This window comes from Streptomyces xylophagus, from assembly GCF_000716435.1.
In the GTDB taxonomy this organism is placed as follows: Bacteria; Actinomycetota; Actinomycetes; order Streptomycetales; family Streptomycetaceae; genus Streptomyces; species Streptomyces xylophagus.
Genome location: NZ_JNWO01000016.1, coordinates 237,160 through 243,906 on the forward strand (window position 1 = coordinate 237,160; position 6,747 = coordinate 243,906).

Annotated in this window: 6 protein-coding genes; 2 read left to right on the plus strand and 4 right to left on the minus strand. The window is 70.3% G+C overall.

Features of this window, described 5'->3' with window-relative positions; genetic code table 11:
- The first annotated feature begins 164 nt into the window (after window positions 1-164).
- On the plus strand, window positions 165-1,199 hold the full coding sequence (locus OO70_RS32595) for a DUF2637 domain-containing protein (protein ID WP_043679070.1): 1,035 nt from the start codon (window positions 165-167) through the stop codon (window positions 1,197-1,199).
- Between the two features lie 78 nt (window positions 1,200-1,277).
- On the opposite strand, the gene OO70_RS32600 is transcribed toward OO70_RS32595, so the two are convergent.
- Together OO70_RS32600 and OO70_RS32605 are read right to left on the minus strand one after the other, a co-directional pair.
- Window positions 1,278-1,730, minus strand: coding sequence for an ATP-binding protein (locus OO70_RS32600; RefSeq protein WP_234337001.1), 453 nt, complete (start codon window positions 1,728-1,730; stop codon window positions 1,278-1,280).
- Window positions 1,731-2,205: 475 nt separating this feature from the next.
- Window positions 2,206-2,676 carry a hypothetical protein gene (locus tag OO70_RS32605; RefSeq protein WP_043679073.1) on the minus strand — a complete coding sequence of 157 codons (471 nt, stop codon included), beginning with the start codon at window positions 2,674-2,676 and terminating at the stop codon, window positions 2,206-2,208.
- A gap of 130 nt (window positions 2,677-2,806) precedes the next feature.
- On the opposite strand from OO70_RS32605, the gene OO70_RS32610 reads away from it, so the two are divergent.
- Entirely contained in the window at window positions 2,807-3,946 is a 1,140-nt protein-coding gene (locus OO70_RS32610; protein ID WP_106971803.1) for a helix-turn-helix domain-containing protein, read from the plus strand.
- Here the strand turns inward: OO70_RS32610 and OO70_RS32615 are convergent.
- A complete protein-coding gene (locus OO70_RS32615; RefSeq protein WP_043679076.1) occupies window positions 3,943-5,685 on the minus strand; it encodes a pyruvate dehydrogenase in 1,743 nt (580 codons plus the stop codon). The genes OO70_RS32610 and OO70_RS32615 overlap by 4 nt on opposite strands.
- Window positions 5,686-5,758: 73 nt before the next feature.
- The coding region (locus OO70_RS32620) for a protein phosphatase 2C domain-containing protein (RefSeq protein WP_043679079.1) at window positions 5,759-6,747 on the minus strand (989 nt) is incomplete at its 5' end.

Here is a 6,747-nt window from a genome sequence, read left to right on the forward strand (position 1 = left end):
TCGAACTCAACTCCCGCCCCTCAAGCGGCAGTTCGAGCAGAAAGCCGCCCTGGGCATCCCCTTGCACCTCCTTGGCGGCCTCTTGCCCCGAAAACGCCTGAGGGCCGTTGGGATTGGGCCACTATGGCGGGCGTTACGCCCTATCCCAATGCAAGGGACCCCAGATGAGACTGACCGACATATCGCTGAACTGGCTGCTTCCCGGCGCCGTACTGCTCCTGGGCATGCTGGCGGCGGTGGCGGTGCTCGCGCGGAGCAAGCGGTCCGGCGGGGAGCACGCGAAAGACGACTCGTGGGAGCGCACGGAGGAGCGCCGCAGGCGCAAGGAGGCCATATACGGCATCGCCTCCTACGTCCTTCTGTTCTGCTGTGCGGCGGTCGCCGCGGCACTCTCCTTCCACGGACTGGTCGGCTTCGGCCAGGAGAACCTCGGCCTCACCGACGGCTGGGAGTACCTCGTCCCGTTCGGCCTCGACGGCGCGGCCATGTTCTGCTCCGTCCTCGCCGTGCGTGAGGCCAGCCACGGTGACGCGGCCCTCGGCTCGCGCATACTCGTGTGGACGTTCGCGGCCGCGGCCGCCTGGTTCAACTGGGTGCACGCGCCCAGGGGTGTCGACCACGCGGGCGCTCCGCAGTTCTTCTCCGGCATGTCGCTGTCGGCCGCGGTCCTCTTCGACCGCGCGCTGAAGCAGACCCGACGGGCCGCACTGCGCGAGCAGGGTCTGGTGCCGCGTCCGCTGCCGCAGATCCGTATCGTCCGCTGGCTGCGGGCCCCCAGGGAGACCTACAGCGCCTGGTCGCTGATGCTCCTGGAGAACGTGCGCAGCCTGGACGAGGCGGTCGACGAGGTGCGCGAGGACAAGGCGAAGAAGGAGGAGACCCGACTGCGCCGGCGCGACCAGCAGCGGATCGAGCGGGCCCAGCTCAAGGCCATAAGCCGGGGCCAGCGCGGCCTCATCGGCCGCGGCCGGACGCCGGAACCGCAGGCCCTGGAGCGCGGCTCCTCGCAGCCCTCCGCGGAGCCTGCTCTATCGACGCCGGAACAGCTGCCGGTTCGCACGCGTCCCTCACTCCAGCCAGTCCGCGGGGCATCTGACCCGATAACCGTCGACCTCACCGCCGAGGACGACACCATGGCCCTGCCGCGACTCGACTCCCTCGAGCGCAAGCTCAAGGACCTGGAGCAGCAGTTCGGCTGAGCTGAGCACTGACATCCGGGACCGGGCGACAACGGGACGGGGGCGGCTTCCAACTGGACGCCGCCCCCGTCCCGTTGCTCATGCCGCCTCGGAATCCAGCTCGAACCAGACGGACTTGCCCACGCCGTGGGCCGACACTCCCCAGGCGTCCGCGAGGGACTGCACCAGGATCAGGCCCCGCCCGTGCGTACCGTCGTCGGCGTTCGGTACGCGCAGTCTTGGCCTGCGGGCCACGAAGTCCCGTACCTCCACGCGCAGTCCACGGGGTCCGACGGTCGCCGTCAGTACGGCGTCGTGGTCGGTGTGGATCAGCGCGTTGGTGACGAGCTCACTCGTGAGCAGCTCCGCTATCTCCGATCGTCCCGGCCTCCCCCAGTGCCGTAACAGTTCACGCAACGCCCTCCGGGCTTCGGGCACCGCCCGCAGGTCCGCGCGTCCGAGTCTGCGCCTCAGTTGAGGCGGCTGCGCCGGTTCCGTGGCGCTGTCGGCCTTGTCCTCCACCGCTTTCGCCGAGGAGGCCCCGATCGCCATGGGACCGCCCCCTCGTGCTTGCCTCTTCATGACCCCCGCCTGCACGCCGGTTTCCGGTTCCCTCCTGCTCGAACACGTTCACGGGGATCCATGCCCTCGTCGGGAACAGGGCAGTCATGTCGAAGTGACAACGACCGGGTGTTCGGCCACAGTTGCGCCGAGTCCCGCGGGGCGGAGGATTCGGGGGCGATGCCGTCCGTACGGTCGAACGGCCACCGTACGGAGGATGCGACCCGGGTGGGGCGGTCGGGGCGTTCCCCTCCGGGCTGCCGCGGCTCCCGGCACCGGGACCAGACACCCCGTGACGTCCTGACCACCGACGATCGAACCGACTGCCGATGCGCGGCTGCCGATCCGGCCGTAGTCCGCGAAGGCGTGGGACGGTTGGTCCCCCCGGACCTCCCCCGAGGCCCAGCCTCCGCGAAACTGGCCGGAATCAGCCGTTCAGAAACCGCGAACGGCTCCTCTACGGGGCCTACTTGCCGCCGATCCCCTTCGTGCCGATGTGGAAGATCTTGTGGGTCGTGCGGGTCATGTCGACGATCAGCTTGGTGGTGACACCGCCGCCCCAGGTGAGGGTGACGGTGGCCTCGGTGTGGTCGGCGGTGCCGTTGTCGGTGACCTTCCAGCGCATGGGGGTGTTCTGCGCCTGGAGGACGCCGTCCGCGTGGTTCTTGTTCTCCCAGGCCCTCAGCTTCTTCAGGTAGGCGGGGGTGAGGTAGTACTTGCGCAGCTCCGTGGCCAGCTTGCCGCCGCCGCTGTCGAGGTCGCTCTCGGCGTCGACGTAGGCGCCGTAGAAGTCGGCGATGCGGGTGATGTTGTCGTCCGGCGAGCCGCTCACGCTGCGCGGGGCGCCGGCGGAGGCCTGTGCCGCCACGCCCAGCCCGAGGGCGAGGGCGAGGCCGGCGGCGAGGGCGGTGCGGCGCGTGGCCTTCTTGCTGTTCACGTGTGGTCCCCGTTTCGGATCGGTGCCGTGCTGTGGTCGTACCGAGCTTCGGCGCCAGGCGGCGGCGACCGCAACGACCGACACCGACCCCGCAACGGTGGAACCGTCCCACCCCCGCTGACCTCCTCATATGTGGAGTGCCTGGGATGCCGTCCCGGGACGCGACACGCACGGGGGCACGGTGTCGGGCGAGGCCAACGACAAGGACGTCGAGGAGTTCGCGGCACTGCTGCGCCGCCTGAAGGCACGCACGGACCGCAGCTACAGCCAGCTGGCCCGCCGCCTGAACATGAACGCGTCGACCCTGCACCGCTACTGCGTCGGCGAGGCGGTCCCCCTCGACTTCGCCCCCGTGGAACGCTTCGCGGCACTGTGCGAGGCAGCGCCGGAGGAACGGCTGGAGCTGCACCGGTACTGGATCCTGGCGGTGGCGGCGCGACAGCGGCCCCGGGTTGCCGCGACACCGGCGGAGAACCCGCTACCGGAACCGGTTCCGGACGAGGCACCCGAGCCGCCGCGCAGGAGGCCCTGGTACCGCCGGCGCCTGACGCTCACCGCCGCCGTGGTGTGCGCGACGCTCGCCGCGTGGGGCACCCTGTCGGCGGTGTCCACCCACGACACGGCCAAGCCGAAGGCATCACCGCGTGCTCTCCCCGCTCCCCTCACCTGGACCGCCAACTCCCAGGTGTGGACGATCCACTGCAGCCACGACTACGTCGTGGACAAGTCACCCGCGCAGGTTCCGCCGCCACCGGCCCCGGAGAACGCCGGGGCCTGGGCGGCGAAACAGCACGCGGTGCACGGGCACGACACGAACATCGAGATCTCGGTGCAGGGGCGGACGTCCACGGCGGTCGTCCTGGAGGCGCTGCGCGTACGGGTCGTAGGGCGCACCGCCCCCGCGCACGGCACCGCCTACGCGATGGACCAGGGCTGCGGCGGAGGCCTCGTCCCCCGCTACTTCGGGGTGAACCTGGACGCCCGCCGTCCCCTCGCCCTCCCGGCCGCCGGAAGCGACGACCTGGGCAACCGGACCCCTGCACTGCACCTGCCGTACCGGGTCTCCGCGCAGGACCCGGAGGTGCTGCTGGTGAAGGCGCAGACGCAGACCTGCGACTGCCGCTGGTACCTCGAACTCGACTGGTCCTCCCAGGGCCGCACGGGCACGCTCCGCATCGACGACCACGGCAAGCCGTTCCGCACGACGAGCATCAAGGGCCTGCCGCACTACTGGTACTCGGCGAAGGGCTGGGCGCCGTACGACGGTTAGAGGCCCCGCACGTTCCTGATGTTGGACCGGGCCATCTGCAGCATGCGTCCAACTCCCCCGTCCAGCACGATCTTTGACGCCGAGAGCGCGAAGCCCGTCACCATCTCGGCGCTGATCTTCGGGGGGATGGACAGGGCGTTGGGGTCGGTGACGACATCGACGAGAGCCGGGCCCTTGTGCTTGAGGGCCGCCTTCAGGGCGCCTTCGAGATCCTTGGGCTTCTCGACCCGCACTCCATACGCACCGCACGCCCGCGCCACGGCGCCGAAGTCGGGGTTCTTGTTGGTGGTGCCGTACGACGGGAGACCGGCGACCAGCATCTCCAACTCGACCATGCCCAAAGAGGAGTTGTTGAACAGGACGACCTTCACCGGCAGGTCGTACTGGACGAGGGTGAGGAAGTCGCCCATCAGCATGGAGAATCCGCCGTCGCCCGACATCGAGACGACCTGCCGCTCCGTGTCGGTGAACTGGGCGCCGATCGCCATAGGCAGCGCGTTGGCCATCGACCCGTGGGAGAACGAACCGATGACGCGGCGCCGCCCGTTGGGCGTGATGTAGCGGGCGGCCCAGACATTGCACATCCCGGTGTCGACGGTGAACACGGCGTCCTCGTCGGCGAGTTCGTCGAGGACGGAGGCCACGTACTCGGGGTGGATCGGGACGTGCTTCTCGACCTTCCGCGTGTACGCCTTGACGACCCCCTCCAGCGCGTCGGCGTGCTTCTTGAGCATCCGGTCGAGGAACTTCCGGTCCCCCTTCGGCTTCACCCGCGGGATGAGACAGCGCAGCGTCTCCTTCGCGTCGCCCCACACCGCGAGGTCCAACTTCGAACGCCGGCCGAGGTGTTCGGGCCGTACGTCGATCTGGGCGATCTTCACGTCGTCGGGGAGGAAGGCGTTGTACGGGAAGTCGGTGCCGATGAGGATCAGCAGGTCGCACTCGTGGGTGGCTTCGTAGGCGGCGCCGTAGCCGAGCAGACCGCTCATGCCGACGTCGTACGGGTTGTCGTACTGAATCCATTCCTTGCCGCGCAGGGCGTGTCCGATCGGGGACTTGATCTTTCCGGCGAACTCCATCACCTCGGCGTGCGCGCCGGCCGTGCCGCTGCCGCAGAACAGCGTGACTCGGTCCGCCTCGTCGATCATCTCGACGAGCTTCTCGATCTCGGCGTCGCCGGGGCGGACGGAGGGGCGGGAGGTGACGAGGGCGGTCTCGGCGGCCTTGTCCGGGGCGGGTTCGGAGGCGATGTCGCCGGGAAGCGACACGACGCTGACGCCGCTCTGCCCGATCGCGTGCTGGATGGCGGTCTGGAGGAGCCGGGGCATCTGCTTGGGGTTGGAGATCAGTTCGCTGTAGTGACTGCACTCCTGGAAGAGCCGCTCGGGGTGGGTCTCCTGGAAGTAGCCGAGGCCGATCTCGCTGGACGGGATCTGCGAGGCGAGGGCGAGGACCGGGGCCATGGAGCGGTGGGCGTCGTAGAGGCCGTTGATGAGGTGGAGGTTGCCGGGGCCGCAGGAGCCGGCGCAGGCCGCGAGCTTTCCGGTTATCTGGGCTTCGGCGCCGGCGGCGAAGGCGGCGGTCTCCTCGTGGCGGACGTGGATCCAGTCGATGGCGGAGTTGCGGCGGATCGCGTCGACGACCGGGTTGAGGCTGTCGCCGACGACGCCGTAGAGGCGCTTGACTCCGGCGCGGACGAGGATGTCGACGAACTGTTCGGCAACGTTCTGCTTGGCCATGGTTCTCGCGTGCCCTTCGGTTTCCGGTGTCCTGCGGATCCCTCTGGGTTCCATGAATTCACAGCCTCGGCGCTCACGCCTCCCAAACGGCGGCGGCCGTGCGGTCGTCGGCATAACCCTTGACCCGCACTTGGGTGTCGGCGAGGAACGCGGCGAGTCCGGGCGGGGTGGGACCGGACCACCGCCCCGACAGATGGGCGGACAGCTCGGGCTCGCCGCGCAGGGGTTCGGCAAGGCCGCCGGTACACATGAGGAGGGTGTCGCCTGGGCGGGCGACGGAGGCACGGAAACGGAAGGGTTCGCGGGGCGGTTCGGGGGCGGGTTCGTACGGGCTCGGCGGCGTCGGGATGCCGAGGTCCATGGTGAGCCGGTCGCCCTCGGGAGTCTCGGCGGGCTGCGAGCCGAAGCCGACGACGGCCTCGCCGGTGGTGTCGCCGACGGCGGGCTCGATGTCCTGCCACTCGCCGTCCCGCAGCCGGAACAGTCCGCCGGGGCCGACGCCGAAGAAGACGCGGGTACGGCACTCGGGGTGGGCGGGGAGAAGGAGGCAGCGCAGGGTGGCCGAGTACTCCTCCGGGTCGACGCCCTGTTCGGCGGCGCTGGCGCGGAGTTTGCCGAGGCTGCGGTCGGTGAGCCGGTGCAGCCCGGACTTGAGGTCACCGCGCCGGGCAGCGCGGATGTCCTCGGCAAGCCGCGCGTGACTTCGTCCGACGGCCCGCCCGATCCAGTGACAGGCCTCGGCGGCGGCCCGATGCGCCCCCGGCGTGGCCCGCGCCCCGGTCGCCATCGCCACCAGCACCAACGCCTGCTCCCCGACCCCGAACCGCGCGGTCAGCAACGAGTCCCGCCGCGGCTCCCCCCGGAACCGCGCGGAGTCCCCCCGCACGGACACGGCCCTGATCGTGCTCGTCCCGTACCGCGCCCCGTCCAACACGGTGTCCGCGACCAGGTCGTCGAGGTCGTCCGGGTCGGCGGGGGGCAGCGCGGTGGGTTCGGCGTCGTAGGTGGGCGGACCGGAGCCGACGTAGTCGAGGGTGAGGGGTGCGGGTGGGGGTGAGAGGG

Excerpts from the sequence above, each read along its gene's own strand:
- OO70_RS32600 (WP_234337001.1), bottom strand. The coding sequence starts at position 1,730 with ATGGCGATCGGGGCCTCCTCGGCGAAAGCGGTGGAGGACAAGGCCGAC.
- OO70_RS32610 (WP_106971803.1), top strand. The coding sequence starts at position 2,807 with ATGTGGAGTGCCTGGGATGCCGTCCCGGGACGCGACACGCACGGGGGC.
- OO70_RS32615 (WP_043679076.1), bottom strand. The coding sequence starts at position 5,685 with ATGGCCAAGCAGAACGTTGCCGAACAGTTCGTCGACATCCTCGTCCGC.
- OO70_RS32595 (WP_043679070.1), top strand. The coding sequence starts at position 165 with ATGAGACTGACCGACATATCGCTGAACTGGCTGCTTCCCGGCGCCGTA.